This window comes from Chelatococcus sp. CO-6 (assembly GCF_001271345.1).
In the GTDB taxonomy this organism is placed as follows: Bacteria; Pseudomonadota; Alphaproteobacteria; order Rhizobiales; family Beijerinckiaceae; genus Chelatococcus_A; species Chelatococcus_A caeni.
In genome coordinates this window covers 1,980,168-2,006,720 of record NZ_CP012398.1, presented here as the reverse complement: position 1 = coordinate 2,006,720, position 26,553 = coordinate 1,980,168, and the positions used below count along the sequence as shown (strand labels likewise).

Genomic DNA, 26,553 nt, shown 5'->3' with positions numbered 1-26,553 from the left:
ATGCGACGAATCACTGCGAAGGCGCCGTTCCCGATCCGGTCCCCACAAGATATTGTGGCCGCCTCCCGCGAGAGAGCACAAGCCGCCATCGGCGCCACGAGCGCACCCCGGCCCGAGGGACGCCACGCGTTTACCGCGACGTGCTGAAATGGAACAGGAATCGGGGCCGCACGTATGCCTCGCTCGCAGAACCGTGAAGCGCCGGTCCCGCCCGCAACCGCCTCAGTTCTGGGCGCGCACCGGCGACATGTCCCGCCCAAGCGGGACGCCGTCCATCGTCAGGCTCGTCGCCTCGATCTCGCTGAGGCCGATGGGCGTGCGCACGGCAATGCGGTAGGGCATGAACAGGCGCGTGCCGGCGAGCGGCGCGAGCCACACCTGCATGTCCCTGTTTTCTTCCATGAACTTGGTCACCTTGCGGTTGGCGCGGTGCCCGGCGATGGCGGAATAGCGCACGTCGCAGACCGCGACAGGCCCCTGATAGCCGTTGCCGTTCACCGTGCGCACCGTCCTCGGCGACAGGGTGACGTCGTAGCGGGCCGCCCCGTCGAAGATGGGCAGCGTGCGCCGGCAGGCGTTCGGGCCCGCGCTCGCGGCATTCGTCGGCGACAGCGTGGCCGAGACGGGCATCAAGAGGGCACTGACCGGATCGAGCACGTTGCGCCGATGCGCATCGGTGACGGCGATTCGGTCGGGGTGCGGCTCGATCTCCGGATTGACCTCGACGGCCTGGACGGCGCCGCCGGACATCGCCATGCGCACGGTGATGGATTTTTCGGAGCCCGCGGTGGTGATGGCGAAGGTGCCCGGGGCGGGACGGCTGCTGGCCAGGCTCCCCGTCGCCGTGGCGGCGCCCTTGCCGCTGGTCATGACCCCGGCAAGGCCGGTGAGCTTGGCCCAGATCGAGAGGTCGTAGCGATCCCCGTCGATATCCGCCTTGACGGTGGCCACGCCGATCTTGAAGCCCATCAGCGAAATGTCGTATCTCGCCTCGACCGTGCCGGCCGCGGCCGGCGCCACGAAGGCTGCCAAGGCAAGGGACGCGCCCGCGGACGCGCGAAGACAGGCCATGCTCCAGCCGGAGCGGCCCAGCATGCGGGGAAGAACCTTCCACCGCGTCGATCGGTAGCGCGCCTGCATGTCGAACCCCGGATGCCCGCTCGTCCTTACTGGCCTGCGAATCAGTCCGAATCGTGGCGCTTCCTGCGCCATTTGGCGAGATGGGCGCGTTCACGTCCTTGACGAACACAGGCGAAGTCCACTATACACCCGCGACTTTCTCGGGACATGTGGTGCCCAGCCGCCGGCGACGGTTGCCGGTCATGGGGCTTTGCCTGGTCGGCGGCACCTGTAGCGTTGAGGACGAATAATCATGGCACGCCGTTGTGAACTGACGGGCAAGGCGGTTCTGACCGGCCACCTCGTGAGCCACTCGAACCGCAAGACCAAGCGCCGGTTCCTGCCGAACCTGTGCAACGTCACGCTGCAGTCGGATGCGCTCGGCCGCGCCGTTCGCCTGCGCATCGCCGCTGCCGCCCTGCGCTCGGTCGAGCACCGCGGCGGCCTCGATGCCTTCCTCGTCAAGGCCTCCGAGGGCGACCTGTCGCAGGGCGCCCGCGTGCTCAAGCGCGAGGTCGAGAAGAAGCTCGCCGCCGCCGAATAAGGCCGGCGCGCCAGTCTTCCTGCGGGCGGCTCACGGCCGCCCGTTTGCGTTTGGACGCCCGCGACTGGTGAGAGGAGCCGGCCATGGACCGTGATCGACGCCCCATCCTGCCGGCGCAGACGCGCCGCCTGTGGGCGCCGGTCACCGCCATGGCGCTGGTGGTGCTCGCCTCCAACGTCGCGGTGCAGCACCCCTTCACGCCCTGGGGCCTCGAGGATTACCTGACCTGGGGCGCCTTCACCTATCCGGTCGCCTTCCTCGTCACCGACCTGACCAACCGCCGCTATGGCGCCGCGACGGCGCGCCGCCTCGTCATCGTCGGCTTCGTGCTGGCGCTGGCGGCTTCCGTTGTCGCCGCGAGCCCGCGCATCGCCTTCGCGTCGGGCACCGCCTTTCTCGTCGGGCAACTGCTCGACATCGGCGTGTTCAATCGCCTGCGCCGGCTCGCGTGGTGGAAGGCGCCGCTGACCGGCAGCCTTCTCGGCTCGGCGCTCGACACGGCCCTGTTCTTCACGCTCGCCTTCGCGGGCGATGTGACCGATCTCGCCACCTATGGCGGCGGGCCGCTTTCGACGACCGTTCCCGTCTGGATCGGCTGGGCGGTCTGCGACTTCCTCGTCAAGGTCGTGATGGCGCTCGCCATGCTGGTGCCCTACGGCGCCCTCATGGGCCTCGTGCGGCCTGCGGTCGAGGCCCGTGCCTCCTGACACTAGGGCGCCAGGGCGAACTCCAGCAGCAGCGTGCGCTGCATCATCGAGAAATTGTTGTCGGAGATGACGGTGAGGATGGTCTCGCCCGCGGCGCCGCGGCGCACGGCGAGCCCCTCCATGTTGTCGATCTCATAGCCGTTGTCCGCCTCGATGAGCGCCGTGCCGTCGAGGACGGCGCCCGGCACGAGCGCCCGTCCCTCGATGTGCCGGATGCGCATGCCGATGCTGAAGGGCGGCACGTAGCGCCGCTCCAGCACGATCAGATCGCCGCCGGGCAGGAAGGCGAGATCCGTCACGTCGAAGCCGTCCCGCCGGCCGAACGCGAACCGGCCGGGCCGCCGCCCGCCGATGATGAAGCCGGCCGTCTCGTCCTCGCCCGAGCGCTCGGCAATGGCGACGATGGCACCGGCGACGGGGCTGCCGCGCGGCGCGACGCCGATGGCCTCGAGCCCGCGGTTGCGGGGCAGGCGACGTGCCTCGTCCGGCACGGCAACACGCTCGGCGCGTGCCGCGACGCCCGACCGGGCCCAGTCGAACTTCAGGATCTGGTGCACGCGCTCGACGCCGACATAGGCGGTGCCGCCGGCGATCGTGAGGCTCTCGGTGTCGTAAGCCGATGTTGCCGCCAGCGGCACGCCGTTGCCGGCGAGCATCGGCGCCATCACCACCTCGGCGAGGCCGACGAGGCGATCGCCCTGGCGCTCCGGCCGGGCGACGAGCCATTCGGCCGCATCGGAGATCGCGACGAGCCGGCCGTCGTCCGCGAAGGCGAGGCCGGAAAAGCCGCCGAACCCTTCATAGCCCGCCTTGAGCTGCAGCCCGCCGCGAAAGACGAGCGCCCCGAAGCGCTGGCGGCCGGGATCGCCCGGACGGAAGGCGTCGATGCGGCGCGCCTCGACATTGAGGCGCACCGGCCCGTCCGGCACCGGCGGGCGGGCATTGACGCGGTGCAGCCCGAAGGCGGCGAGGCCCGCGGCCGCCAGCCCGCCCCCGAGGAGGGCGCGGCGCGTCGGCCGTGGCCATCTCATGCGTGGAGGCGCTGGCGCCGGCCGGCGACGGGTGCGGCACGGCTCGCCGTCTCGTCGAACAGCTCGGCGAGCTTCTCGGTCATCACGCCGCCGAGTTCCTCGGCATCGACGATGGTGACCGCCCGGCGGTAGTAGCGCGTGACGTCGTGGCCGATGCCGATGGCGATGAGCTCGACGGGCGAGCGCTCCTCGATCTCGGCAATGACGTGGCGCAGGTGGCGCTCGAGATAGTTGCCCGGATTGACGGACAGGGTCGAATCGTCGACCGGCGCGCCATCCGAGATCACCATCATGATGCGCCGCTGCTCGGGCCGCGCCAGGAGGCGCTTGTGCGCCCAGTCCAGCGCCTCGCCGTCGATGTTCTCCTTGAGGAGGCCCTCGCGCATCATCAGGCCGAGGTTGCGCCGGGCGCGGCGCCAGGGCGCGTCGGCCGCCTTGTAGACGATGTGGCGCAGGTCGTTGAGGCGGCCGGGGTTGCCCGGCTTGCCCGACTGCAGCCACAGCTCGCGCGACTGCCCGCCCTTCCAGGCCCGCGTCGTGAAGCCGAGGATCTCCACCTTGACGCCGCAGCGCTCCAGCGTGCGGGCGAGGACGTCGGCGCAGGTTGCGGCCACCGTGATCGGCCGCCCGCGCATGGAGCCCGAATTGTCGATGAGCAGGCTCACCACCGTGTCGCGGAAGTCGGTGTCCTTCTCGCGCTTGAAGGAGAGCGGCTGGAAGGGGTCCGTCACCACGCGCGGCAGGCGCGCGGGGTCGAGCATGCCCTCCTCGAGGTCGAATTCCCAGGCGCGGTTCTGCTGGGCGAGAAGGCGCCGCTGCAGGCGGTTGGCGAGACGCGCCACGACGCCCTGCAGATTGGCGAGCTGCTTGTCGAGATAGCCGCGCAGCCGCGCCAGCTCCTCGGCATCGCAGAGCTCCTCGGCGGCAACCGTCTCGTCGAAGCGCGTCGAGAAGGCCTTGTACTCGGGGCCGCGCGGCTCGTTGGACAGCGATGTCGGCGGGCGGCGGGATTCACCGGCATCATCCGCCTCCGAGACGTCGGCATCGTCGGGCATCTCGCCGGAGGGCGCCTCGGCGGCCTCGCTCATGCCCTCCTCGAGCTCCTGCATGGCCTCGGCGGCGCTCTCCGATTCGCCGCCCTCGTCCTGCGACTGGCGCTCGCCCTCGCCCTCGTTCTCGTCCTGCTGCTGGTCGGACTTGTCCTCGCTGTCGTCGTCCGCCTCGTCCTCGGCGTCGAGGTCCGTCTCGTCGGCCATGTCCAGGTTGACGAGGATGTCGCGCACGCCGCGGGCGAACAGGCGCTGGTCCTCCACCGAGGACGCCAGCCTGTCGAGCTCGCGGCTCGCCTTGTCCTCCACCACGTCGCGCCAGATGTCGACCAGCTTGCGCGCCGACGGCGGCGGGCGCTGGCCGGTCAGCCGCTCGCGCACGATCATGGCGACCGCCTCCTCGATGGGGGCGTCGCTGCGATCGGCGACGTCCTGCATGTTGGCGCGGTGGCAGCGGTCCTCGAGCATCGCCGTGAGATTGGCGGCGACACCGCTCATGCGCCGCGCGCCGATGGCCTCGACACGCGCCTGTTCGACGGCATCGAACAGCGCCCGCGCAGCCTGCCCGTCCGGGGCGAAGCGGCGGTGCACGGCCTCGTCGTGGCAGGCGAGCCGGAGCGCCATGGCATCGGCGTGGCCACGCAGGATGGCGGCGTCCGCCTCGCTCATGCGGCGCGGAGGCTCGGGCAGGCGGGCACGCTCGCCGACGAGCGCCGGCCGGTCGACGGCGAAGGCGACATCGAGCTCCGGCCGGCGGGAGATGGCCCGCATCGTGCCGGCGACGGCGCGTTTCAGCGGCTCACTCGGCCCCTCCTTCGAGGTGGCGGGCTTGCGGTTCGAGATGCTCACGGCGCTGCCCTCTCGCCTCCCGTCAGCTCAGGGCGACGTTGACGGCCGATTCCGGCAGGTCCTTGCCGAAGCAGCGCTGGTAGAACTCCGCCACCAGCGGCCGCTCCAGCTCGTCACACTTGTTGAGGAAGGTGACGCGGAAGGCAAAGCCGATGTCGGCGAAGATGTCCGCGTTCTCGGCCCAGGTGATGACCGTGCGCGGGCTCATGACCGTCGACAGGTCGCCATTGATGAAGGCGTTGCGCGTCAGGTCCGCCAGCCGCACCATCTTGTTGACGATGTCGCGACCCTCACCGCTCTGGTAGTGCTTGGCCTTGGCGAGGACGATCGCCACTTCCTTGTCGTGCGGCAGGTAGTTGAGCGTCGTCACGATAGACCAGCGGTCCATCTGGCCCTGGTTGATCTGCTGCGTGCCGTGGTAGAGGCCCGAGGTGTCGCCGAGGCCGATGGTATTGGCCGTGGAGAACAGGCGGAAGGCCGGGTGCGGGCGGATGACGCGCTTCTGGTCGAGCAGCGTCAGCTTGCCGGACAATTCCAGCACGCGCTGGATGACGAACATCACGTCCGGGCGGCCGGCGTCATATTCGTCGAAGACGAGGGCGACGTTGTGCTGCAGCGCCCACGGCAGGATGCCGTCCTGGAACTCGGTGACCTGCTTGCCTTCCTTGAGCACGATCGCGTCCTTGCCGACGAGATCGACGCGGCTGACATGGCTGTCGAGATTGATGCGCACGCAGGGCCAGTTGAGGCGCGCCGCGACCTGCTCGATATGCGTCGACTTGCCGGTGCCGTGATAGCCGGTGACCATGACACGGCGGTTGCGGGCAAAGCCCGCGAGGATGGCGAGCGTCGTCTCCCGGTCGAAGAGATAGTCGGGATCGAGGTCGGGAACGTGTTCTTCGGGCGTCGAATAGGCCGGCACCTCGAGATCGGTGTCGATGCCGAAAACCTGCCGCACGGACAGCTTCATGTCGGGCAGGTTCGCACCCGTTTCAGTGGTCGCTTGCATGGCTCCTCACAATCGGCGGGACTTCCCGCCGTGTCGCGGCAGAGTTTCACCGCCTCCGCCCGCGGGCAAGCCCAAATATATCGATATTGCACTCGATATAGGCTCGCGCCGGCGCGCACAAATCACCATGCGTCATCATGACCATCACGACGACAGGTGGTTCAGCACAATCCGACCGTCTTCAGGGTGTTGTAGGCGCGGATGATCTCCTGCAGCCGCGCCTCGAAGGACCGGTCGCCGCCGTTGGCGTCGGGGTGAAAACGTTTCACCAGCTGCTTGTAGCGCGCCTTGATGGCAGGCGCATCGGCCGTCTCGTCGAGCCCGAGGGTGTCGAGCGCCTGGGCAGCCGGCGCGGACAGGCGCCGGGCCGGCTCGGTGCGACGGGTCGTGCCCTGCGCCTCGCGCGCGCCGGCGAAGAAGTCGAACGGATCGACCACCTCCGCCTCGTCCTCGGCCTTGGCATAGGCGGCGGAGCGCATGCGCGCGGCGCCGTTGACGCCCATCTTCCACGTCGGCCGATGGCCGATGACCGAATCCTTCTGGTAGGCGGCGACGGCATCCTCGCTCATGCCGGAAAAGTAGTTGTAGGACTGGTTGTAGGCGCGCACATGCTCGAGGCAGAAGCGGAAGTACTGGCCCTCCTGCCCGCGCCCCTTCGGCGCCCGATGCAGGCCGAGGCCCGTGCAGCCCGGATGCTCGCACGCCGGCTCGTCGCGACGCGTCGTCTCCTCCGCCGCGGGGCGGACACGGATGCGGTCGAAGAGGGGCGAGTTGAGATTCATGGCTCAGAGCTTATGTGAGACGCGGTTATCAGAACAAGTGCCGCGGAGACACAGCGGCGTTGCAATGCAGGGTTCACTCATGGGCATGAAGGACGCCATCGGCGCCAAACTCACGGCGGGGCTCGCCCCCACCCACCTCACGGTCACGGACGAATCGGACAACCACATCGGCCATTCCGGCTGGCGCGAGGGTGGCGAGACGCATTTCCGTGTCGATATCACCTCCCCGGCCTTCGCCGGCAAGAGCCGCGTCGAACGCCACCGCATGGTCAACGCCCTGCTCGCCGAGGAGTTCGCCAAGGGCATGCACGCGCTGGCCGTGACCACGCGGGCGCCGGGGGAATGATCCTCGGCAGAACATCTTCGGCTTCGGCGGGAAGTCGCCCACAGGATATGGGCATCGGCCCCTGGAATGCAAAGGGGCGCCCGAGGCGCCCCTGACCGCCGGCAGGCGATGCCGTTACTTGATGCGCTCGAGCACCGAGACATAGTTGGCGACCGCCGCCCCGCCCATGTTGAAGATGCCGGCGAGGGTTGCGCCAGGCACCTGGATGCCCCCGGCCTCGCCGCACAGCTGCATGGCGGAGAGCGCGTGCATGGAGACGCCCGTCGCGCCGATGGGATGGCCCTTGGCCTTGAGGCCGCCGGAGGGATTGACCGGCAGGCGCCCGCCCTTCTCCGTCCAGCCTTCCTTGATGGCCCGAGCACCCTCGCCCTCGGGCACGAGGCCCATGGCCTCGTATTCGATGAGCTCGGCGATGGTGAAGCAGTCGTGCGTCTCGACGAAGGACAGGTCGTCGAGCGTCAGGCCGGCGCGATCGAGCGCCTCGCCCCAAGCCCTGGTGCAGCCCTCGAACTTCAGGATGTCGCGGCGCGACAGGGGCAGGAAGTCCTGTGCATGGGCCGTGCCGCGGAAGGCCACGGCCCGGCGCATCCTCAAGGCCGTCTCGATGTCGGCGAGGACGATGGCGGCCGCGCCGTCGGAGACGAGCGAGCAGTCGGTGCGCTTCAGCGGCCCGGCGACGATGGGGTTCTTCTCGCTCTCGGCGCGGCAGAAGTCGAAGCCGAGATCCTTGCGCATCTGGGCATAAGGATTGTCGACGCCGTTCTTGTGGTTCTTGGCCGCAATCATGGCGAGCGCGTCGGACTGGTCGCCGTGGCGCTGGAAATAGGCACCGGCGATCTTGCCGAAGACGCCGGCGAAGCCGCCGGTGATGTCGCCCTCCTCCTTGAGATAGGAGGCCTTGAGCAGGTTCTTGCCGATCTCGGGCCCGGGCGTCGTCGTCATCTGCTCGACGCCGACGACGAGCACGACGCGCGCATCGCGGGCGGCGATGGTCTTGAGGCCCTGATGGACGGCGGCCGAGCCGGTGGCGCAGGCGTTCTCGACGCGCGTCGCCGGCTTGAAGCGGAACGCGGGATCGGCCTGCAGCACGAGCGAGGCCGTGAAGTCCTGCTGCGAGAAGCCGCCGTTGAAATGGCCGAGCACGATCTCGTCGACATCGTCGGCGCCGATGCCGGCATGGGCGAGCGCCTCGTTGGCGACGCGGACGATGAGGCTCTCGACGCTCTCGGTGTCGAGCTTGCCGAACGGCGTGTGGGCCCAGCCGACGATTGCCGCGGTCATTTCTGTCATCCTCCCATCATTGTGCGGCGCACTGTGCACCCGCCTATGACGGGTCGCAACCCGATTATCGCTCATATCACTGTGCGGCGAAGAGCATGGCGACGCCGAGGCAGACGAGGAGCATGCCGGCGATCTCGCGCCGCGACGCCGACTGGGCGAAGAGGCGCCGCGCCGCGATCTGGGCGAAGAACACCTCGACGAGGGCGAGGGTGCGCACGTTGGCTGCACTCGTGAGCGAGAAGCCGACGAACCAGAACTGCGAGGCGAGCGCGCCCATGAAGCCGGCAAAGAGCGACGGCCGCCAGGCCCGGAAGCTGCCGATGAGCGCGCCCCTGTCGAAGAGGGCGAGATAGGCGAGGAGCACCAGCGTCTGGATGCCGAGCCCGAAGACGAGCGTCGTCGTCGCCCGCACCAGGAACGAGCCTTCCGGCAGGGCGAGGATGGCGCCGCGGAAGCCGATGGCGGCGAGCGCGAAACACGCGCCGGAGGCGATGCCGGCGAGCGCCGGCCCGCCGCGGGCAAGGGAGGTGAGGCGGCTGCCCGGCTTCACCGACATCATGACGACGCCGAGCGTCGCGACGACGACCGCGCCGGCGCCGAGCAAGGTCAGCCGGTCGCCGAGGACGATGAGGCCGAAGAGGGCGACCTGCACCGGCTCGCTCTTGGTATAGGCGATGGTGACGGCGAAGCCCTCGCGGCGCATGGCGGCGAGCATGAGCGCCGTCGCCGCGATCTGGGCCAGCGCCCCGCCCGTGACAAAGGCGAGGAAGCCCGCGCCCGGCGCCGGCACAACCTCCCCCGTCACGACGGTGACGAGCGCGAGGAAGAGAAGGGCGAAAGGAAAGCCGTAGAGAAAGCGCACCTGCGTCGCGCCGACCGTGCCGAGCACATCGGTCAGGCTGCGCTGCATGGCGTTGCGCAGGGTCTGCGCGGCCGCGGCCGCGATGGTGGCGGGGATCCACAGAAGGGCTGTGACCACGATGGACGTCCGGTGATACGGGGTGTGGAAGACGCCACCGTCCGCCCGGACGCTGCCGCAATTGCTGTCTACAGGCGGCTGCGACCCTATGCAAATCAGACGATACAGGTTACGACTGACCAGCGAAAACGCTTGCCTTCCGGGTTTGAAAGCCCGGGAGGACTGCTTCGGGCCGCATCGCACCACGGTGTCGGCCATGCGCCGGCAGGCGACCCGGACAGGTTCGACATGACATCCGCTCTCTTCTCGCGAACGGCTGCACCTCTTTTTTCCGGCCTTGCGGCACTCTTTTTCTCGGCGTCCATGGCGCTCGCCGCGCCCGCCATCGTGGTGGATGCCAGTTCCGGCCGCGTGCTGCACGCGGAGGATGCGACGCTCGCCTGGTATCCGGCCTCGATCACCAAGCTGATGACGACCTATGTCGTGCTCAGTGAGATCCGCGCCGGGCGCGTCACCTTCGAGACGCCGCTGGCGGTGAGCGCGACGGCCACGGCCGTCATCCCCTCCAAGATGGGCTTCAAGCCGGGCACCGAGGTGACGGTCGACAACGCCCTCAAGATGATCATGGTCAAGTCAGCCAACGACATGGCCGTGGCGCTCGCGGAGGGGGTCGGCGGCTCGGTCGAGAACTTCGCCGGCATGATGAATGCCTCCGCCAGCCGGCTCGGCATGCACGACAGCTATTTCGTCAACCCGCACGGCCTGCCCGACGAGCGCCAGCGCACGAGCGCCCGCGACATGGCCGTGCTGGCCCGGGCGCTGCTGACGGAATTTCCGCAGTACAAGGATTATTTCGGCATCGGGGCGATCCGCTTCGGCAAGCGCATCATGCGCAACACCAACGGCCTCATCGGCCGCTATCCGGGCGCCGACGGCATGAAGACCGGCTTCATCTGCGCCTCGGGCTTCAACGTGGTCGCCACGGCGACGCGGGGCGGGCGCACCCTCATCACCGTGGTGCTCGGCGCGCACAATGCCACCGAGCGTACGATCCGCGCCGCGGCGCTCTTCGACAAGGGCTTCGCCAGCGCCGGCTGGGGCGGCTCGAGCCTGGAGGCCATGCCCGCCTCCTACACGTCCCCGCCCGACATGCGCGAGGCGGTATGCGGCCGCAACCGCGGCACGGTCGGCGAGGATGGCGACGAGATCCAGCCGGTCGAGGCGAACGCCGGCCTGTTCAATATCTTCTCGCCCTCCCCCGGCCTCTCCAAGGTCATGGGCGACAAGCCGGGCACGCTCGGGCCGCGGGAGCCGACGACGCCCATCGACGTCTATGTCGGCCGCGCCCCGGGCTCCAAAGCAGCCCCGGCCGCCGTCGCCGCGACGCCGCCGGCCGCGACGCCGACCGCCGCCCGCGCCTTCGCGCCGCAGGAGGCCGAGGGCACCACGCTCAGCGGCAGTGGGCCGATGGTGCTGCAGGGCGCCGTGCGACCGCCGCCGCGCCCCGCCATCAAGACGAAGGCCCCTGCGAAAAAGGCCGTGCAGAAGACACCGCCGGCCCGGAAGGTGAGCGGCAATTAGCGGCCCGACCGGTCGCGCGCAGGCAGCGCTCGCCCGGTCTTGCGCTTGTCCATCGCGCGACAAATGTAATAGTAGAACATTGCCGCCGGCGCAGGGCCGGCGGCGTGGAATGTTTGACGCGACCGCCGGCACGGCCGGTGGCCCGCCAGCCATGCGGGACTTTCTTTCCATGACCGCTGCCCAGCCCGGCCGTCCGGCGCCGATCCCGCTCAATGTCGTCACCGGCTTCCTCGGGGCGGGGAAGACGACCCTGCTCAACCGGCTGCTGCGCGACCCGTGGATGGCGGACACCATCGTCGTCATCAACGAATTCGGCGAAATCGGGCTCGATCACCTCTTCGTCGAGAAGGTCGACGAGGACCTCGTGCTGATGGCGGCCGGCTGCCTGTGCTGCAGCATCCGCGGCGATCTCGTGGCGACGCTGGAGGACCTCCTGCGCCGGCGCGACAACGGCCGCATCCGCCCCTTCCGCCGCGTCGTCATCGAGACCACGGGTCTCGCCGATCCCGCTCCCATCCTGCACACGATCCTGCGCCACCCCTACCTGTCGATGCGCTATGCGCTCGACGGGGTCGTGACGCTCGTCGACGCTGTCAACGGCGAGGCGACGCTCGATGCGCATGAGGAGGCGGTGAAACAGGCCGCCGTGGCCGACTGCCTCGTCCTGACCAAGGCCGATCTGCTGCCGGAGGGCAGCCCGGACAGCCTGAAGCGGCTCACGGCGCGTCTTGCCGCCCTCAACCCCGCGGCGGACATCGTGCGCGTGGACGATGCCGCCGCGACCGCCGAACGCCTTCTCGACCACGGCCTCTACTGCCCGGATGGCAAGATCGGCGACGTCGCCCGCTGGCTCGGCGCCGAGGCCTTCGAGGAGGCGCATCATCATGGCCACGGGCACGATCACCATGGCCACCCTGATCATGACCATCATCATCACGACGATCACGGCCACAGCCACGGCCACCACCATCACGACGTCAACCGGCACGACGCGCGTATCCGCGCCTTCTGCCTGACCAGCGACCGGCCGATCCCGGCCCCCTCCTTCGACCTCTTTCTCGACCTGCTGCGCTCGGTGCACGGGCCCAACCTGCTGCGCGTCAAGGGCCTCGTCGCCGTGAAGGAGGAGCCGGAGCACCCGGTGGTCATCCATGGCGTGCAACATATCTTCCACCCGCCGGTGGTGCTCGACGCCTGGCCGGACGGGGACCGGCGCACGCGCATCGTCTTCATCCTGCGCGACCTCGACGAGAGCTTCGTCAGGCGCCTGTGGGGCGCCTTCGACGGCACGCCTGCGGTCGACACGCCCGATGCCCAGGCGCTCACCGACAATCCGCTCGCCATCGGCGGAAACCGCTGATCCTTCGGCGCGCCTTTCCGGCACGCCCCCTGCTATTGGGATGATCGACCGCTCCACGACGGCGACATCCGTCCCGCGACGGGACGCCAGGGGCAGAAGCGGGACAGGGCCGCCATGGAACCGAATGTCGTCCGTTTCAGATTCGGCGCGGTGATCGCCCCCGCCGGCTCGCCGCGTCCGTCCACGCCCGGCAAGGGCGAAAAGCCGTGCGATGCCGATGCGGGCAGTCTCGTGGTCGAGGAGCGCGCCGGCACCGAGCTCGGCGACATCGCCGAGGCCTGGGACGATCTCGCCCGCCGCGCGCTGGAGCGCAACGTGTTCGCCGAGCGGCCGTTCGCCCTCGCCGCGATGCAGCACCTCGCCGGGGCGCAGGGCACCTGCGCCGTCCTCGTCTGGCGCGAGCGCGACGCCGAGCGGCAGCTCGCCGGCCTCCTCCTGCTCGCCGCGCGCCGGCGCCTTGGCGCGCCCGGCCTCCTCCGCGGCTGGCACGTGCCGCTCTCGGGCCTCGGCACGCCGCTGATCGATGCCGATGATGGCGGCGCCGTGGCCGCCGCTTTGCTCGACCACCTCTCCCGCCGCTCACGCGCCGGCGCCGGCCTCGTCCTGCCGATGCTGGCCGCCGAGGGCTCGGTGGCGACGGCGCTTGCGGAGGCCGCCCGCACCCGGGGCCTGCCGGTGCACATGCTCGACCGGCACGAGCGCGCCGTCCTCAATGGCGGTCAGGATGCCGAACGGCTCCTGCACGCCGGCCTCAAGGCGAAGAAGCTGAAGGACCTGCGCCGCCAGCTGCGCCGGCTGGGCGACCACGGCCGGGTGCGGATCGAGGAAGCGCGTGACCCGCAGGGCGTGCGGGACGCGACCGAGGTGTTCCTCGGCCTCGAGGCCTCGGGCTGGAAGGGCGCGCGCGGCACCGCCCTCGTGCAGGACCACGGCACGGCCACCTTCGTGCGGTCCATGACCCGACTGCTGGCGCGCGAGGGACGCTGCCATGTCGAGACGCTCTCGGTCGGCGAGATGCCGGTGGCGGCAGCGCTCGTGCTGCAGAGCGCAGACCAGGCCTGGTTCTGGAAGATCGCCTATGACGAGCGTTTCGCGCGCTTCTCCCCGGGCGTGCAGCTCACGCTCGCGCTGACCCACCGACAGTTGGCCGAGACCACCCTTACCCGCACGGATTCCTGCGCCATCGCCGACCATCCGATGATCGACCATCTCTGGCGCGAGCGCATGGCGGTCACGGATCTCTTCATCGGCCTGCGCCCGGCGGGCGACGCCCGGACCTGGACGGCCCTGCGCCTCGAGCTGATGCGGCGGGCGCTCCGCGCCGCGGCAAAACGCGCCTACCACAGGCTCAAATTGTGACTTCAACAGGCGGCCTATCCGGCATCGCACCAAGAGGCTGAGCTTGCGAATCTCAAGAGAGAAAGCTCACATGGCAAATATATTGCATTGCATTTGAACCACGAAACCTCTTTTCCCATTTTCCTAATAGCGGCCTACAACTTCATTGACACATACATGGATTATCATTTTGACCAGTTTATAGGCTTAGAATCATGGATCGCAGCCCGCCCGTCGGCCAGACGAGACCTCCCAAACCTACCCAGGCCTTCCAGGCGTCCCCCGAATTTCCGCCCCTTGTATTGCTTGCACCGGACATGCCGCATGAAAGTGGGCTGACCCCTCCTGTTTCACCGCCTGCCTATGGTCCTTCCCGGGATTTGAATGCGGCCTCGGGAGGCGAGAGGTGGCGGGCTGCCGAGATCTCGCCCGATCATCCGAGAGCGAGCAGGTCTCAGCCGGATGCATGGCGAGGGGCAGCCTTATCACCTGCGAGTGCCCGCGCGCCGTCGAGCCCGGCTGCGCCCAGCACGAGTCGGGCTCTCCTCGAACAGTCCATGCCCAATCAACAATTGCCCCGACAGGCGTCCCGTCCGTCGCATGCCTCGGCTGCGCCGGACCGGGTGGACCGGGGTATGCCGCATGATACTTCGCCGGAGGCGGCCGGAACCAGCGTTGCGGCTGCGATCCAGCGCGAACTCGATGCGTATGATGTGCAGCTTTCCCGAATACGTCCCATGCTGACGCATTTGGAACAAGCCATATTGGATAATCCGGAACAGAATAACAAAGAGCTCGCGCGCGCAAACAACGTCAGCGAACATACCGTTTGGGAGAGGCGACAAGCCTTTCTTCGATGCGGGCTTGTCACGGCAGCCGCTTACGGCGGAACTCAAGAGATCGGACCAGATCGCCAGAAGATCAGGGAAGGATTAAAGGAGCGCCCGTGGATCGAGTCGAAAGACCTCGCGAAGCGGCTCAACGTGAGCTATCCGCTGGTTCAATCCGAACGGCGCATCATGGAAAGAACGGACCAGTTCAGGTGGGCGTTGGGACTTACGGACGAGCCGCCAACGACGAGGCAGCGCCCCCCGTCCCAACCACTGCAGGTTTGGACAGTCACGCGGCCGGATGGAACGCTCGTCACCGTGCGACCCGAGGATCGGCAGGAAGTTCTGGATCGACTGCATCCGGGCACGACCACCTATGAACTTCTGGAGCCCCTCGAGCGCCGGTATGGCCCCATCGGCTACAGCATCCTCAACAAATGGCTTGGCCTCTAGGGTGCGCACCGGGCCACGGCATGGGAGGGAGCTGATCATCTCCGCGAAGGGACCGCAGCCGGAGCGCCGACAGCCAGCCCTGCTCTGAGCGCTGCGCAACAAGCCGACAGCCACTGCGGGTTTTCGGGACATTTTGTCCCGACCTGCCCGATCCAGATCCTCATGGCCCCGTTCCGCTCCGATCTCCACGAGAACGGGACGGGAGCCGGGGAATTAATTTCCTTGATTTTTTGGAGCGGGCGAAGGGAATCGAACCCTCGACATACAGCTTGGGAAGCTGTCGTTCTACCACTGAACTACACCCGCGAAGCCGGTGTGCGGCCTGTCGCGCATTCGTTCCAATGCAACGATGGCGACGCCTTTCCATAGCCGGTTCCGGCGCAGCTGTCACCATGGGGCTTCGTGGCGAGGGCAATACATCCCCGCTTTCCTTGCCCCGTTTCCTTGGCCGATTTTCTGGCCCAGCTTCCTGGCCGAACTTCCTGGCTCGGCCTCGTTGCGGATGGCGCCACGCCTCTGCCATGCTGCAGCCGGAGGTGCGCCGATGGACGATCCGTCCAATGTTCCGCCGGGCTGGGAGAGTCGCCGCGAGCGGCGTCTGTGGCTCATCGCCTACATCGTCATCGTGGTCGTCATCGGCCTCGGCGCCGCGCGACAGCTCTACAAGCTTTACGGCGCGCCCGCGTCGGATGTGCCGGATGCGCAGACGACCACAGATCCGCGGCCAGCCATCGACCACGCGCGCTGACGCCGAACGGCACTCCCGGCCTTCACGCCGGCACGATCCATGCAACAGCCCCCGTAGCCGGCCGCACGACGGCCGGACCCGTTTCGTGGTGGGACAAAAAGTTGCAGATCGGAACAGCCGGCATGACATCCAACGCCGCTCGTCGCTTGCAGGACATCCCCAAGAAGCCGCCCGCGGCGCGCGGCACCACAAGGCCTGTTGCGGGCCTCACAGCCGCCTCCGGCGGCCGTTTCGTCATCGAGCGGCGGCCCGTTGCAGGACTGTCTGACCTCGCGGAGGCCTGGGACGACCTCGCCCGCCGGGCGCTGGAGCGCAACATCTTCACCGAGCGCGCCTTCGCGCTCACCGCCGCGCTGCACATCGCCTCGGAACAGCACACCGGCGCGGTGCTCGTCTGGCGGGACAGCGGCCGTGAGCCGCGCGATCTCCTCGGCCTCTTCCTCGCCGACGGCCGGCGGATCGATGTACCCGGCGTGTCGCGCATGTGGCACATGCCGTTCTGCGGCCTCGATACGCCGCTGATCGATGCGGACGACGCCCCGGCCGTCGCCGGCGCGTTCCTCGACCACATGGCGGAGCGCGCCGCGCTGGCCGGCGGCATCCTGTTCCCGCTGCTTCCGGCGGAGGGGGCGGTGGCGCGGACGCTCACGGCCGCCGCCCAGGCCCGCGGCCTGCCGGTTCGCCCCTTCGACCGTCACGAGCGGGCCGTGCTCAACGGCGGGCACGACCCCGAGACGTTCCAGGCAGCGGGTCTGCCGAGCAAGAAGCTGAAGGAACTGCGCCGCCAGCTGCGCCGGCTCGGCGACCTCGGCGAGGTGCACATCGAGACGGCGAGCGAGCCGCAGGCCGTGCGCGACGCCACCGAGATGTTCCTCGCGCTCGAGGCGTCCGGCTGGAAGGCGGAACGCGGTACGGCCCTGCTGCAATCCAACGGCACGGCCACCTTCGTGCGCACCATGACGCGGCTGCTCGCCAGCGAAGGCCGCTGCCGGGTCGTCATGCTGCGCGCGGGCGCGACACCCGTCGCCGCGGGCCTCCTGCTGGATGCCGGCAGCCACAGCTGGTTCTGGAAGATCGCCTACGACGAGCAGTTCGCCCGCTTCTCGCCCGGGGTTCAGCTGACGCTGGCCCTCACCCGGTCCCAGCTCGAGCGCCCGACGGTGGAACGCACCGATTCCTGCGCCATCGCCGACCATCCGATGATCGACCACCTGTGGCCGGAACGGATGGCCGTCGCCGATCTCTTCATCGGCCTGCGTCCGGAGGGCCACGGCCTCCCGGCCGCCGTCGCCCGCCTCGAGCACCTGCGTCGCCGCCTGCGCGGCGCGGCCAAGCACGTCTACTACCGCCTGAAGGGATACTGACAGCCATGATTGCCGAGATCACCGCCACCGAGGCCGACTTTTCCAGCCGCTTCCCGCGCGAGCCCTTCGCCACGCGCCACAATCTCGCCGACCACCCGCTGTTCTCGCTCACCACGCTCGCCCGCCTCGCCAAGACGCTGCCGCGCGACCGGGTGGAGTATAACGCCGGCGATGTCGCGCCGGGCGTCAAGCCGGAAGACGTGCCGACGCTCGACATGCCGGCCGAGGAGGTCGTGCACCGCATCGAGCAGTGCAACGCCTGGATGGTGCTGAAGCGCGTCGAGGTGGAGCCGGCCTATCGCGCGCTCCTCGAGGAGGTGCTGACCGGCGTCGCCGAGAAGCTCGGCCACGGCTCCCTGGAGGAGGCAGGCTTCCACGACATCCAGGGCTTCGTCTTCGTCGCCTCCGCGAATGCGACCACGCCCTTCCATGTCGACCCGGAGGAGAACTTCTTCGTCCAGATCCGCGGGCCGAAGTTCTTCCACATCTTCGACAACCGCGACCGCTCGCTGCTGAGCGACGAGGAACTGGAGATGCTGCCCTCCAAGCACCGCAACAAGCGCTACGACCCGCGCCACGAGGAGAAGGCGCAGGTCTTTTCGCTCCAGGCCGGCGACGGGCTCTTCGTGCCTCACCTGTGGCCGCACTGGGTGCGCACCGGCGACGGCCATTCCGTCTCCATGGCCATCACCTGGAAGTCGCCGCGGGCGGAGCGTCTCAACACCCTGCTGCGCGCCAACGGCCTGCTGCGCAAATATGGGTTTCCGCAGCCCGCGCCGGGGACCAGCCCGCTGATGGACGGCGTGAAGGTCGCCGCCTACCGGGCCATGCGCGCTGTCATCGAGCCGCTGCGACGCTCGGAGGGCATGCGCCGCACCCTGCGCGGCCTGGTCTTCGGCAAGCAGGCGAATTACTACTATGGTGAGAAGAAGGCCTGATATCACAGCCCCGCCGGCGGCGCGGCCTCCGCGCCGCGCTCCGGCGCCACAGGCCGGCCGGTCACACGTCCATGACGAAGTGCTTGGAGAGCTTCAGCCCCTGCGCCTGATAGTGCGAGCCGGCGCCGGCGCCGTAGAGCACGGCCGGGCGGGCGGCCATGCGCTCGTAGACGAGGCGGCCCACGATCTGCCCGTCCTCCAGGATGAAGGGCACGTCGCGCGAGCGCACCTCGAGCACGGCGCGGGCGCCCGAGCCGCCCGCCCCGGCATGGCCGAAGCCGGGATCGAAGAAGCCCGCGTAGTGCACGCGGAACTCGCCGACCAGCGGATCGAAGGGCACCATCTCGGCCGCGTAGTCCGGCGGCACGTGCACGGCTTCCTTGGAGGCGAGGATGTAGAACTGGCCCGGATCGAGGATGAGCTCGCCCTGGCCGCCGGCATAGAGCGGCTCCCAGAAGGCGCTCGCCTGATAGGCGCCGGGCCTGTCGACATCGACGAGGCCAGTGTGGCGCTTGGCGCGATAGCCCACGAGGCGGCGCTCGCCGAAACCGGCGAGGTCGACGCTGACGGCGACGCCGGCCTGGATCGAGGGCTCGTGCGAGGTGACTACCCGCTCCTCCTCGTGCAGGGCCGTGAGCTCCGCATCGGTCAGACGGCAGGCGCCGTGGCGGAAGCGCAGCTGCGACAGGCGCGAACCCTGGCGCACCAGCACCGGGAAGGTGCGCGGCGAGATTTCGGCGAACAGCGCCCCCTCGTAGCCGGCGTCGATGACGTCGAACTCACGGCCGTGGTCGGCGATGACGCGGGTGAAGACGTCGAGGCGGCCCGTCGAGCTCTTGGGGTTGGCCGCGGCGGCGAGCCCGGCAGGCAGCGCAAGCCCCTCCTGCAGCTCGGCGATGTAGACGCAGCCCGTCTCGAGCACGGCCCCGCGGGTCAGGTCGATCTCGTGCAGGGAGAGGCCCGCGAGCCGCTCGCGCACCGAGCGGCCGCGGCCGGGCAGGAAGCTCGCCCTGACACGATAGGCCCGTGCGCCGAGGCGCAGGTCGAGGCTCGCCGGCTGGATCTGGTCCCCGTCGAAGGCCGCCGCGGTGCGGATGACGCCGGTCTCGGCGAAGGCGGCGATCGTCTCTGCAGGCTGGATGCCGGGAACGAGCTGGACCATGAAACCTCGCAGGAACCTCGCGGGACAAACGGACAACGCCCGATGAGCGGGCGCACCGTGATTAGCGCGCTTTCACCGCAAAGGCTATGGCCGCGCGTGATCGTCCCGTTCCGGCGGGGAAAAGCCCGGAGCGCGCCCCTGCGGGGCATCGCGAAAGCGGTGCCAGCCGACGAGCCCCCGGCCGAGGGCCGTCGCCAGCGTCATGGCGGCAAACGCGTAGGCGATCACCGGAAAATGCTGCGGCAGCGCCAGCATGAGGAGGAAGGCGAGGATCGTCTCGGTACCCTCCGCGAGGCCGGCCGTGAAATAGATGGATTTCACGCCGCGCGCCTCGGTCTCCCATCCCCGCCGGGCCGCCACCGCCGCATAGGCGAGGAAAGTCGCGCCGTTGACGTAGAAGCTGAACAGAAGGGCCGCCGCGGCGAGCGCATTGGCGTCGGGATCGCGCAGCGCGAAGGCGAGCGGGAAGGCGCCGTAGAAGGCGAAGTCGCAGACGATGTCGAGAAAGCCGCCGCGGTCGGTGCGCCGGCCGGCCCGCGCGATCGCCCCGTCGAGGCCGTCCGCGAGGCGCCCGGCGAGGAAGAGAAGGGCGGCAAGGACATCGAGCCGCAGGACGACCGCTGCCGCGCCGGCAAGCCCGGCTGCGAAGCCCGCGAGCGTCACCGCATCGGCCGCAACGCCGGCGGCGGCCAGCCGCCGGCCCGCGACGGCGAGCGGCGGGTCGATGACACGGCGCATGATCCCATCGAGCATGTCGTGCTGCCTCCCCGGCGCGCGGGGCGATTGACGCTCGGCCCCGTTAGCGCTTACCACGCCGGACGGGGCGTTGTCCGTTTGCGACGTTCACGGAGCTGCGAGATGTACCGGGCCGAAACGAAGGGAATTCGCGTCACTGTCGAGCCGCGTTTCCTCGAGGACGAATCCTCGCCGCGCGAAAGCCGCTTCTTCTGGGCCTACACGGTCGAGATCGTCAATCTCGGCGCCGAGACCGTGCAGCTCAAGACGCGCCACTGGACGATCACCGACGGCGAGGGCCGCTCCCAGGAGGTGCACGGCCCCGGCGTCATCGGCGAGGAGCCGATCCTCGAGCCGGGCGAGAGCTTCACCTACACCAGCGGCTGCCCCCTCTCGACGGCCCACGGTACGATGACGGGCTCCTACGACATGATCACGCAGCGCGGCGAGCGTTTTCCCGTGGATATCCCGCTGTTCCCGCTGGACAGCCCCTATGTGCGGCGGGTCATGCATTGATCCTTCGCAGCAGCAACCGATCGGGCCCCGCATGACCGGCACGCGCCTTTCCCCTCTCGACATGCTGGCGCGGCTCGTCGCCTTCGACACCGAGAGCGCCAAGTCCAACCTCGCGCTCGTCGAATTCGTCGCGGCCTATCTCGACGGCTGGGGCGTGCCGTACATCCGCCTGCCGAACGCCACCGGCGACAAGGCGGCGCTGCTCGCCACCATCGGCCCGGCCGTGCCCGGCGGTGTCGTCCTCTCCGGCCATACCGACGTCGTGCCCGTGGCCGGCCAGGCCTGGACGAGCGATCCCTACAGCCTGCGCGTCGCGGACGGGCGCGCCTATGGCCGCGGCGCGGTGGACATGAAGGGCTTCTGCGCGCTGGCGCTCGCCCTCGTGCCCGAGTTCCTGGCCGCGGATCTCAAGCGGCCGATCCACATCTTCCTCTCCTATGACGAGGAAACGACCTGCCTCGGCGTGGTCGACGGCATCGCCTGCTTCGGCAAGGACCTGCCGCTGCCCGGCGCCGTCTTCGTCGGCGAGCCGACGGGCCTCGAGGTGGCCGATGCGCACAAGAGCGTCGTGACCTTCGAGACGCAGGTGCACGGCGTCGAGGCGCATTCCTCGAAGCCCGAGCTCGGCGCGAGCGCGGTCATGGCCGCCTGCGACCTCGTGGCGGAACTCAACCGCATGGCCGAGGACTTCGTGGCGCGCGGCGACGCGTCCGGCCGTTTCGACCCGCCCTATACGACGATCCACATCGGCACCATCGCCGGCGGCACGGCGCGCAACATCCTCGCGCGCAACTGCACCTTCCACTGGGAGTTCCGCGGCCTGCCGGATCTCGACCCTGAGGAGATCCCGCGCCGCTTCGCCGCGGTATCCGAGACGGTCCTCGCGCGCATGCGGCGCACGGCGCCGGCGAGCCGCATCGAAACCCTGTGCGAGGTCTCCGTTCCCGGCCTCAGGCCCGACACAGGCTCGGCCGCCGAGACGCTGGCGCTGCGCCTTGCCGGCCGCAACCGCACCATCACCGTGCCCTTCGGCACGGAGGCCGGGCACTTCCAGAACGCCGGCATCGCCACCGTGGTCTGCGGGCCGGGCACCATCGACCGGGCGCATCAGGCGGACGAGTACATCACGCTCGCGGAACTGGAGGCGGGCGCCGCCTTCATGCGCGACCTGGCGCGCAGCCTCGCGCAATAGACGGCGTCAGCCACGCCGCTTGCGGAAGGCGAGCTTGGTCCAGCTCACGCCCGGCTGGCTGAGCTTGCTCGGGACCTGCGCCCGGAAAACCTGCTCGAAGCCGTGCCTTGCGGCAAGGGCGACTGTCTCGTCGCCCGTCACCGCGAACATGTGGCGGCCGGGCGGCACCGGGCCATGGCGCAGGGAGAGGACGAGGAGGCCTCCCGGCGCGACCAGATTGCCGATCACGGCCATGGCCGCCTCGCGCTCCGCCGCATCGAGATGCATCCACACCGCGGTCATGGCGACGACGTCGAAAGGGCCCATCGGCCGCAGCCCCGCGAGGTCCGGCAGACAATCGTCGAGCCAGGTGATGGCGACGTCGCGGTGCAGTTCCTCGCCGCGGCTGCGCATCTCCGCCGTCGGCTCCACGGCGACGACCTCGTGGCCGAGGCGGGCGAAGCCCGCCGCGTCCCGGCCCGAGCCGGCGCCGATATCGACGACGCGCGCCGGCGCGGCCGGCAGCAGGTGCAGGATGTCGGCATGGTTGTCGAGGAACGACAGGCTCTCGTAACGGGCCACCAGCACCTCGGCGTTCTCGCCATAGCCGTCCGTGCCCCGCGGACGTCCGCGCTCGTCAGCCGGCATCGGCTTCCTCCGCGACATCCGCCGGATCGATGTCGTAATGGCGCGAGCAGAATTCGCAGGTGATGCCGATGCGGCCGTCGTCCCCCACCATGTCGGCACGATCCTCGGGCGAGAAGCGCTTGAGCATGGCGAGGATGCGGTGGGACGAGCAGCGGCAGCTCTCCTCGACCGGCTGCGGCTCGAAGACGCGCACGCCGCGCTCGTGGAAGAGGCGGTAGAGCAGTTGCTCGCGCGTCAGCGTCGGATCGAGCAGCTCGTGATCCTCGACCGTGGAGACGAGGAGCTTGGCCTCGACCCAGGCATCGTCCTCGTCCGGCCCGGCCGCCGGATCGTGCCCCTCGGGCGCATCGCCGGGATCGAGATCCGGCTGGCGCATCCGGTCGGCCGAGCGCGGCAGGAACTGCACCATGAGGCCGCCGGCCCGCCAGGCATGGTCGCCGCCGCCCAGCGCCTCGCCGACGGCGAGGCGCACGAGCGTCGGGATCTGCTCGGACTGGCGGAAGTACTGGTGCGCCGCCTCCTCGAAGCTCTGCCCCTCGAGCGCCACCACGCCCTGGTAGCGGTTCATGTCGCCGCCCTGGTCGATGGTGAGGGCGAGATGGCCGTGGCCGATGAGGTCGCCCGTCGCCGTCGCGCGCTCGGCGATGGCCGCCTCGAGGCGCCCGGCATCGAAGCGGGCGCAGGCGCGCAGCCGGCCCGGCGCATCGAAATCGACGATGACCATGTCGATCGGCCCGTCGCTGCGCGTCTGCAGCTGGAAGCGGCCGTCGAGCTTGAGCGCCGAACCGAGCAGCGCCGTCAGCACCACGGCTTCGCCGACCACGCGCGAGACGGGGGCAGGATAGTCGTGGCGCGCGATGATCGTGTCGACGCTCGTCCCGAGGCTGGCCACGCGGCCGCGCACGTCGAGCCCCTCCACCGCGAAGGGCAGGACGCGGTCGTCGCCGGCCGGCGGCGCAGCCATGTCCATTACGCGATTGCTCCCAGACACCAAGCCAGAATACCCTTTTGTGCATGGAGGCGGTTCTCCGCCTCGTCGAAGACGACCGAAGCCGGCCCGTCCATCACCTCGTCCGTCACCTCCTCGCCCCGGTGCGCCGGCAGGCAGTGCATGAAGATGGCGCCCTTGGCAGCGGCGCCCATCAGCTTGCCGTTGACCTGGTAGGGCTTGAGCAGGTTGTGGCGGCGGCCCTCGTCCTCGTCGCCCATGGACACCCAGCAGTCGGTCACGACGGCATCGGCGCCGTCCACCGCCGCGAAGGGATCGCTCGTGACATTGACGCGCGCGCCCTCCCGCCGGGCGAAGGCGATGACTTCCTCGGGCGGGGCGAGCTCCGGCGGGCTCGCGATGTTGAGCGTGAAATCGAGCCGCGCCGCGGCGTGCACCCAGGAGGCGAGCACGTTGTTGGCATCGCCCGACCAAGCGACGGTGCGGCCCTTGATCGGGCCGCGATGCTCTTCGAAGGTCAGCACGTCGGCCATGATCTGGCAGGGATGCGAACGCTTCGTCAGCCCGTTGATCACCGGCACGTCGGCATGGCGGGCGAGCTCCAGCATCGCCTCGTGGTCGAGGATGCGGATCATGATGGCGTCGACATAGCGCGAGAGGACGCGCGCCGTATCGGCGATGGTCTCGCCGCGGCCGAGCTGCATCTCCTTGCCCGTCAGCATCAGCGGCTCGCCGCCGAGCTCGCGCATGGCAAGGTCGAAGGACACGCGCGTGCGCGTCGACGGCTTGTCGAAGATCATCGCCAGCACCTTGCCGGCGAGCGGCTTCTCCTTCGGCGGCTGGCCCTTGCGGCGCCCGGCCTTCAACGCCGCGCTGGCGTCGAGCACCTGGCGCAGATCGCCTTGCGTGAAATCGGTGAGGTCGAGGAAGTGACGCACGGAGCCGCTCATCACGCTGCTCCCTTCTCGGCCGAGCGGGCGGCCTCGACGGCGGCGGCGGTCGCCTCTAGGCGCTCCAGCGCCTCCCTCACCTCGGCCTCGCCGATGGTGAGCGGCGGCAGCAGCCGCACCACGTTGTCGCCGGCGCCGATGACGATGAGCCTGTTGGCCCGCGCCGCATCGACGAATTCCGTGTTCGGCACGGCGAGCTTGAGGCCGAGCATCAGCCCCTCGCCGCGCACCTCGGCGATGACACCGGGATGCCTGTCCTTGAGCGCAGCAAGGCGCTGCTTCAGGAGCAGGCCGGTCTGCGCCACCTGATCGAGGAAGCCGGGCGCCAGCACCACGTCGAGCACCGCATTGCCGACCGCCATGGCGAGCGGGTTGCCGCCGAAGGTGGTGCCGTGCACACCATAGGTCATGCCGCTCGCCGCCTCGGCGGTGGCGAGGCAGGCGCCCATGGGGAAGCCGCCGCCGATGCCCTTGGCCACCGCCATGATGTCCGGCGTGATGCCGGCCCATTCGTGCGCGAAGAGCTTGCCCGTGCGGCCGACGCCGCTCTGCACCTCGTCGAGGATGAGGAGGAGGCCCCGCTCGTCGCAGAATTTGCGCAGGCGACGCAACGCCTCGGGCGCAACGGCGCGGATGCCGCCCTCGCCCTGGATCGGCTCGATGAGGATGGCGCCGGTCTGCGGGCCGACGACGGCCTCGAGCGCCTCCCAGTCGCCGAAGGCGACCTGGTCGAAGCCCTCGACCTTGGGGCCGAAGCCCTCGAGATATTTCTTCTGGCCGCCGGCGGCGATGGTCGCCAGCGTGCGGCCGTGGAAGGCGCCCTCGAAGGTGACGATGTGGAAGCGCTCGGGCTGGCCCTTGGACGAATGGTAGCGCCGGGCCATCTTGATGGCGCATTCCAGCGCCTCGGCGCCGGAATTGGTGAAGAAGACATTGTCGGCGAAGGTGGCATCGACCAGCCGCTGGGCGAGCCGCTCGCCCTCGGGGATGCGCACGAGGTTCGACGTGTGCCAGAGCTTGCCGGCCTGCGCGGTCAGCGCCTCGACGAGATGCGGATGGCAATGGCCGAGGGCGTTGACTGCGATGCCGGCGCCGAAATCGAGGTATCGCTCGCCGCTTCGCGTCACGAGCCACGCGCCCTCGCCCTTCTCGAATTCGATGTCGGCCCGCGCATAGGTCTGCAGAAGCGGCGAAGTCACGTCTCTCGTCTCCGCGATGAGGCGCCGGCCTGCCGCCGGACGCCTCGGATTTTCCCGAAAATCAAAGTGCCGCCCGGGCAGGGGCGGCACCGTCCACAATTTTAGATGGGTCACGGAGCCTGTCAATTCAATCGCATTGATACGATCGATCAGCCGGCGCCCGATTGCTGTCATGATCTTGGGGAAAACGCAGATCGGCCGGCGCGAAGCCTTGCTCGCGCCTTCCCTCATATTGTAGTTTCCGAGCCACAGACCACGACATATCGTGTGGCCAATTCCCTATCGGCGCTACCTGCAGCAGGATGCGACGAGGCGAGAGCCTCTTTCGCGCTTCCCTTGCGCGCGCCGAGACGAGCCGGGCGGAGAGAGCGATGAGCGATCAGAGCAATACCTGGAGCGACGAGCGGGTGGAGCTGCTGCGCAAGCTCTGGACCGAGGGCCTCAGCGCCAGCCAGATCGCTGCCGAGCTCGGCGGCGTGACGCGCAATGCCGTCATCGGCAAGGTGCATCGGCTCGGCCTCTCCGGCCGCGCCAAGTCGGCGGCCCCGGCGGCATCCCGGCCACGCAAGGCGGCGCCCACACGCAGCCCGAGCCATCCCATGGCGCAGCCGTCGGGCCAGACCGTCGTGCGCGGCAACACGGCCCTCGCCGCAGCGCCGGAGCTCGAGACCGAGGCGGTGCCGCAGCAGCAGTTCCAGCCGCAGGAAGAGGTGGTCGTGCCGCTGAGCGAGCGCGTCACCATCATGGAGCTGCGGGAAGCCATGTGCCGCTGGCCGATGGGCGACCCGACGACGCCGGACTTCCGCTTCTGCGGCGCCCGCTCCCTGCTCGGCATGCCCTATTGCGCGCACCATGCGCGCATCGCCTACCAGCCGGCGGCGGACCGCCGGCGCGAGAAGAAGGTGATGCGCTCCTGAGCCTCGCAGCGGGCTTTAAGATAAACGAAAGGCCGGGGCGGCGACGCTCCGGCCTTTT

Annotated in this window: 26 protein-coding genes and 1 tRNA gene; 13 read left to right on the top strand and 14 right to left on the bottom strand. The window is 69.4% G+C overall.

The annotated features are described in order from the left end of the window. Window positions 1–222: 222 nt before the first annotated feature. The gene (locus AL346_RS09425) at window positions 223–1,032 is read right to left on the bottom strand and encodes a DUF3108 domain-containing protein (RefSeq protein ID WP_157672269.1); all 810 of its coding nucleotides are present in this window, start codon (window positions 1,030–1,032) and stop codon (window positions 223–225) included. 340 nt (window positions 1,033–1,372) lie between these two features. Here AL346_RS09425 and rpmB point away from each other — a divergent pair, with 340 nt between their 5' ends. Next, complete coding sequence (gene rpmB, locus AL346_RS09420; RefSeq protein ID WP_019403773.1) at window positions 1,373–1,663, top strand: 50S ribosomal protein L28; 291 nt, start codon at window positions 1,373–1,375, stop codon at window positions 1,661–1,663. An 83-nt stretch (window positions 1,664–1,746) separates the two neighbouring features. After that, window positions 1,747–2,370 (top strand): queuosine precursor transporter, encoded by a 624-nt coding sequence (locus AL346_RS09415; RefSeq protein WP_019403772.1) that lies wholly within the window; start codon window positions 1,747–1,749, stop codon window positions 2,368–2,370. 2 nt (window positions 2,371–2,372) lie between these two features. On the opposite strand, the gene AL346_RS09410 is transcribed toward AL346_RS09415, so the two are convergent. From AL346_RS09410 to AL346_RS09395, 4 genes are all read right to left on the bottom strand, one after another. Then, window positions 2,373–3,401: an esterase-like activity of phytase family protein gene (locus AL346_RS09410; protein WP_019403771.1), complete on the bottom strand. Its 1,029-nt coding sequence runs from the start codon at window positions 3,399–3,401 to the stop codon at window positions 2,373–2,375. Continuing rightward, window positions 3,398–5,299, bottom strand: coding sequence for a cobaltochelatase subunit CobT (gene cobT, locus AL346_RS09405; RefSeq protein ID WP_019403770.1), 1,902 nt, complete (start codon window positions 5,297–5,299; stop codon window positions 3,398–3,400). The genes AL346_RS09410 and cobT overlap by 4 nt, the downstream gene beginning before the upstream one ends. 22 nt (window positions 5,300–5,321) lie before the next feature. After that, the gene (gene cobS / locus AL346_RS09400) at window positions 5,322–6,308 is read right to left on the bottom strand and encodes a cobaltochelatase subunit CobS (RefSeq protein WP_019403769.1); all 987 of its coding nucleotides are present in this window, start codon (window positions 6,306–6,308) and stop codon (window positions 5,322–5,324) included. Between the two features lie 161 nt (window positions 6,309–6,469). Further along, window positions 6,470–7,090 carry a J domain-containing protein gene (locus AL346_RS09395; RefSeq protein WP_019403768.1) on the bottom strand — a complete coding sequence of 207 codons (621 nt, stop codon included), beginning with the start codon at window positions 7,088–7,090 and terminating at the stop codon, window positions 6,470–6,472. A gap of 79 nt (window positions 7,091–7,169) precedes the next feature. Between AL346_RS09395 and AL346_RS09390 the strand changes: the two genes are divergently transcribed. After that, window positions 7,170–7,436, top strand: a complete 267-nt coding sequence (locus AL346_RS09390; protein WP_019403767.1) for a BolA/IbaG family iron-sulfur metabolism protein — start codon at window positions 7,170–7,172, stop codon at window positions 7,434–7,436. Window positions 7,437–7,550: 114 nt separating this feature from the next. Here the strand turns inward: AL346_RS09390 and AL346_RS09385 are convergent, their stop codons facing one another. Both AL346_RS09385 and AL346_RS09380 read right to left on the bottom strand, forming a co-directional pair. Then, window positions 7,551–8,717: an acetyl-CoA acetyltransferase gene (locus tag AL346_RS09385; RefSeq protein ID WP_019403766.1), complete on the bottom strand. Its 1,167-nt coding sequence runs from the start codon at window positions 8,715–8,717 to the stop codon at window positions 7,551–7,553. 76 nt (window positions 8,718–8,793) lie between these two features. Further along, window positions 8,794–9,699, bottom strand: a complete 906-nt coding sequence (locus AL346_RS09380; protein ID WP_183318090.1) for a DMT family transporter — start codon at window positions 9,697–9,699, stop codon at window positions 8,794–8,796. 225 nt (window positions 9,700–9,924) lie between these two features. On the opposite strand from AL346_RS09380, the gene AL346_RS09375 reads away from it, so the two are divergent. The 4 genes from AL346_RS09375 (at window position 9,925) to AL346_RS25005 (ending at window position 15,198) form a co-directional block, all read left to right on the top strand. Continuing rightward, complete coding sequence (locus AL346_RS09375; RefSeq protein WP_082312473.1) at window positions 9,925–11,217, top strand: D-alanyl-D-alanine carboxypeptidase family protein; 1,293 nt, start codon at window positions 9,925–9,927, stop codon at window positions 11,215–11,217. Window positions 11,218–11,386: 169 nt separating this feature from the next. Further along, entirely contained in the window at window positions 11,387–12,577 is a 1,191-nt protein-coding gene (locus AL346_RS09370) for a GTP-binding protein (RefSeq protein WP_026015415.1), read from the top strand. 114 nt (window positions 12,578–12,691) lie between these two features. Beyond that, window positions 12,692–13,936, top strand: a complete 1,245-nt coding sequence (locus tag AL346_RS09365) for a GNAT family N-acetyltransferase (RefSeq protein WP_053193574.1) — start codon at window positions 12,692–12,694, stop codon at window positions 13,934–13,936. A 536-nt stretch (window positions 13,937–14,472) separates the two neighbouring features. Beyond that, window positions 14,473–15,198, top strand: a complete 726-nt coding sequence (locus AL346_RS25005; RefSeq protein ID WP_156332724.1) for a hypothetical protein — start codon at window positions 14,473–14,475, stop codon at window positions 15,196–15,198. A gap of 231 nt (window positions 15,199–15,429) precedes the next feature. On the opposite strand, the gene AL346_RS09360 is transcribed toward AL346_RS25005, so the two are convergent. Beyond that, window positions 15,430–15,504: transfer RNA gene (locus tag AL346_RS09360), tRNA-Gly, on the bottom strand. Between the two features lie 238 nt (window positions 15,505–15,742). On the opposite strand from AL346_RS09360, the gene AL346_RS09355 reads away from it, so the two are divergent. The 3 genes from AL346_RS09355 (at window position 15,743) to AL346_RS09345 (ending at window position 18,248) form a co-directional block, all read left to right on the top strand. Beyond that, window positions 15,743–15,946: a hypothetical protein gene (locus AL346_RS09355; protein WP_019403761.1), complete on the top strand. Its 204-nt coding sequence runs from the start codon at window positions 15,743–15,745 to the stop codon at window positions 15,944–15,946. Window positions 15,947–16,068: 122 nt separating this feature from the next. Next, window positions 16,069–17,310, top strand: coding sequence for a GNAT family N-acetyltransferase (locus AL346_RS09350; protein ID WP_245303230.1), 1,242 nt, complete (start codon window positions 16,069–16,071; stop codon window positions 17,308–17,310). Window positions 17,311–17,315: 5 nt separating this feature from the next. Further along, window positions 17,316–18,248: a cupin-like domain-containing protein gene (locus tag AL346_RS09345; RefSeq protein WP_019403759.1), complete on the top strand. Its 933-nt coding sequence runs from the start codon at window positions 17,316–17,318 to the stop codon at window positions 18,246–18,248. Window positions 18,249–18,309: 61 nt separating this feature from the next. On the opposite strand, the gene AL346_RS09340 is transcribed toward AL346_RS09345, so the two are convergent. Beyond that, a complete protein-coding gene (locus AL346_RS09340; RefSeq protein ID WP_019403758.1) occupies window positions 18,310–19,410 on the bottom strand; it encodes a 2'-deoxycytidine 5'-triphosphate deaminase in 1,101 nt (366 codons plus the stop codon). Window positions 19,411–19,494: 84 nt separating this feature from the next. Beyond that, entirely contained in the window at window positions 19,495–20,163 is a 669-nt protein-coding gene (locus tag AL346_RS09335) for a CDP-alcohol phosphatidyltransferase family protein (RefSeq protein ID WP_053193569.1), read from the bottom strand. 105 nt (window positions 20,164–20,268) lie between these two features. On the opposite strand from AL346_RS09335, the gene apaG reads away from it, so the two are divergent. Next, the gene (gene apaG / locus AL346_RS09330) at window positions 20,269–20,661 is read left to right on the top strand and encodes a Co2+/Mg2+ efflux protein ApaG (protein WP_019403756.1); all 393 of its coding nucleotides are present in this window, start codon (window positions 20,269–20,271) and stop codon (window positions 20,659–20,661) included. Between the two features lie 31 nt (window positions 20,662–20,692). After that, on the top strand, window positions 20,693–21,853 hold the full coding sequence (argE, locus tag AL346_RS09325) for an acetylornithine deacetylase (protein WP_053193565.1): 1,161 nt from the start codon (window positions 20,693–20,695) through the stop codon (window positions 21,851–21,853). A gap of 6 nt (window positions 21,854–21,859) precedes the next feature. On the opposite strand, the gene AL346_RS09320 is transcribed toward argE, so the two are convergent. Genes AL346_RS09320 through AL346_RS09305 form a run of 4 tightly spaced genes read right to left on the bottom strand, consistent with a single transcriptional unit; the run spans window position 21,860 to window position 25,578 of the window. Continuing rightward, window positions 21,860–22,480 (bottom strand): bifunctional 2-polyprenyl-6-hydroxyphenol methylase/3-demethylubiquinol 3-O-methyltransferase UbiG, encoded by a 621-nt coding sequence (locus AL346_RS09320; protein WP_019403754.1) that lies wholly within the window; start codon window positions 22,478–22,480, stop codon window positions 21,860–21,862. Further along, window positions 22,470–23,450, bottom strand: coding sequence for an Hsp33 family molecular chaperone (locus AL346_RS09315; RefSeq protein ID WP_019403753.1), 981 nt, complete (start codon window positions 23,448–23,450; stop codon window positions 22,470–22,472). Before AL346_RS09315 ends, AL346_RS09320 begins: the two co-directional genes overlap by 11 nt. Further along, window positions 23,450–24,379 carry an ornithine carbamoyltransferase gene (argF, locus tag AL346_RS09310; RefSeq protein WP_053193562.1) on the bottom strand — a complete coding sequence of 310 codons (930 nt, stop codon included), beginning with the start codon at window positions 24,377–24,379 and terminating at the stop codon, window positions 23,450–23,452. Before argF ends, AL346_RS09315 begins: the two co-directional genes overlap by 1 nt. After that, window positions 24,379–25,578: an aspartate aminotransferase family protein gene (locus AL346_RS09305; RefSeq protein ID WP_019403751.1), complete on the bottom strand. Its 1,200-nt coding sequence runs from the start codon at window positions 25,576–25,578 to the stop codon at window positions 24,379–24,381. Before AL346_RS09305 ends, argF begins: the two co-directional genes overlap by 1 nt. Before the next feature lie 371 nt (window positions 25,579–25,949). On the opposite strand from AL346_RS09305, the gene AL346_RS09300 reads away from it, so the two are divergent. Then, on the top strand, window positions 25,950–26,495 hold the full coding sequence (locus tag AL346_RS09300; RefSeq protein WP_019403750.1) for a GcrA family cell cycle regulator: 546 nt from the start codon (window positions 25,950–25,952) through the stop codon (window positions 26,493–26,495). Window positions 26,496–26,553 lie beyond the last annotated feature (58 nt).